We start from the raw sequence: 2,230 nt of genomic DNA, 5'->3' as shown, positions 1-2,230 counted from the left end.
CATTCCCCGAAGGCAAGGTTGGTAGTGACGATGATCGAGGTCCGCTCGTAGAGCCGGCTGACCAGGTGGAAGAGGAGCTGGCCGCCCGCCTGGGCGAAGGGGAGATAGCCCAGTTCGTCGAGCACGACGAAGTCGAGCCGGGTCAGGTAGTCGGCGATGCGTCCCTGCTTGCCGGAGCGATGCTCGGTCTCAAGCCGGTTGACGAGATCGACGACGTTGAAGAAGCGGCCGCGGGCGCCACTGCGGATGAGGGCCCGGGCGATCGCGATGGCCAGATGCGACTTGCCCGTGCCGGTGCCGCCGATGAGGACGGCGTTGCGCTGGTCGGCGACGAAGGCACCGGTGGCGAGGTCACGCACGAGCGTCTCGTTGACGGGCGTGCCTACGAAGTCGAAGTCATCGATGTCCTTGGCCAGTGGCAGTTTGGCGACGGTAAGCTGGTATTTGATCGAGCGCGCCTGCTTCTCGGCGATCTCGGCCGACAGCAGGTCGCCGACCACCCTCGGCGGCTCGTGCTGACGCTTGATCGCAGTGGTCATGATCTCGTCGTAGGCGCTGCGCATGCCGTAGAGCTTCAGCGTTCCCATCAGGTCCAGAACCTGGGTGCGTTCCATCAGCTTGCCCTCCTGAGGCTGTCGTAGCGAGCGCAATCGGCCTGCGGCTCGTGAGCTAGGCGAAGCGCATCCGGGGTGAGGATGGTGACGGCCGGCGCCGGATCGCGGCGTCGGGCCAGGATGTTGAGGATGACGGCGGACGAGCAGACGTTCTCGGCGAGCGCCTGCTGGCAGGCAGCCTCGACGGCGTCGAGACCGTCCGACAGCACCGCCGTCAGAATCGCCACCATCTGCCGATCGCCGTCGTCGGCGCCCTTCAGCCTGCGCCGCACCCGCTCCATTCCCGGCGGCAGCTCCCACCCTTGGAATGGTGCGCCGTTGCGCAGGGCGCCTGGTTTGCGGGCCAGCACCGGCACGTAGTGCCACGGGTCGTAGACCGTCTGGTTGCGGCCGAACGAGCGGGCATGTTCGCCAACGACGACGCCGTCCTGGCGGATGACGATACGATCGGCATAGGCCTGGATCTCGACCGGGCGGCCGACGGCCGTCGACTGCACCGAGTATTTGTTGTTGTCGAAGCGCGCGGTGCACGTCTTCGTCACCGAGGCGGGAACGCTATGGAATCCGTCGAAGGGGCCGCGATACTCGACCAGCTTGCCGCGCTCCTCCTCGAATACGTCCCAGATCGTGCGCTCCGGCTGGTCGACATGGCGGTGGGCCTTGGCATAGGCGACGCATTTGTCGAGCAGCCAGGCGTTCAGTTCCTCGTAGCTCCTGAAGCGTAGCCGCGGCGTGAAGAAGCGCTCGCGCACCAGCCCGACCTGGTTCTCGACCTGCCCCTTCTCCCAGCCCGACGCCGGCGTGCAGGCGACGGGCTGCACCAGATAGTGGCTGCACATCTGCAGGAAGCGACGATTGTATTGGCGGTCCTTGCCGACGAAGACCGTCTCCACCGCCGTCTTCATATTGTCGTAGATGCCGCGCGTGCAGGCGCCGCCGAAGAAGGCGAAGGCCCGGTCATGGGCGTCGAACACCATCTCCAGCGTCTCGCGCGGATAGGCCCGGACGAACATCATGCGGCTGTGGCAGAGCCGGACGTGAGCGACCTTCACGGTCACGGTGACGCCGTTGATCAGCACGATCTCGTGGCTCCAGTCGAACTGGTAGGCGTCGCCCGCAGGATAGAACAGCGGCACGTAGGCCTCGGCCGCCGCCGATCCTCTCGTCTTCGCCCAGCTCCCCGCGTATCGGCGCACGGCGTCGTAGCCGCCCTCATAGCCGAGCGCGCGAAGCTCCTCGTAGATCCGGATCAGCGTCAGTTGCTCGCGGGCCGCCTTGCCGAGATTGCCGTTCAGGAGCCCGTCGAGCTGGTCCTTCCACGGTCCGATCTTCGGCTGCGGCTGTCGCTCACGCTCGTAGGAGAATGACGTCTCGTCGGACCTGAGGATCTTGCGGACCGTATTGCGCGACACGTGCAGCTCGCGGCAGATCCGCTTGAGCGACCACCCCTGCACATGAAAGGCACGCCGAACACGGGCGATCGTATCCACTGACTTCATCCCCTCTCCACCCGCTCGCCAAAACGAACGGATGGTCGCAGATCGACTTCACGAGGGGGGTCAAAATTGGACGCCGATCCTCCCGTCTACGGGGTCAAAATTGCATGCCGATTCACA

At 65.5% G+C, this 2,230-nt stretch carries 1 protein-coding gene and 1 pseudogene; both read right to left on the bottom strand.

The window, feature by feature from the left end:
• Positions 1–614 (bottom strand): IS21-like element helper ATPase IstB (istB, locus tag J0I99_RS00200; protein ID WP_291395057.1); only part of this gene is annotated, 614 nt, incomplete at its 3' end.
• Positions 615–619: 5 nt separating this feature from the next.
• Positions 620–2,113, bottom strand: a pseudogene (gene istA / locus J0I99_RS00195) (IS21 family transposase); the annotation flags it as partial.
• Between the last annotated feature and the right edge of the window lie 117 nt (positions 2,114–2,230).

The sequence above is a fragment of the Devosia sp. genome, assembly GCF_017307495.1.
Lineage (GTDB): Bacteria > Pseudomonadota > Alphaproteobacteria > Rhizobiales > Devosiaceae > Devosia_A.
This window is presented reverse-complemented; position numbering and strand designations above follow the sequence as displayed.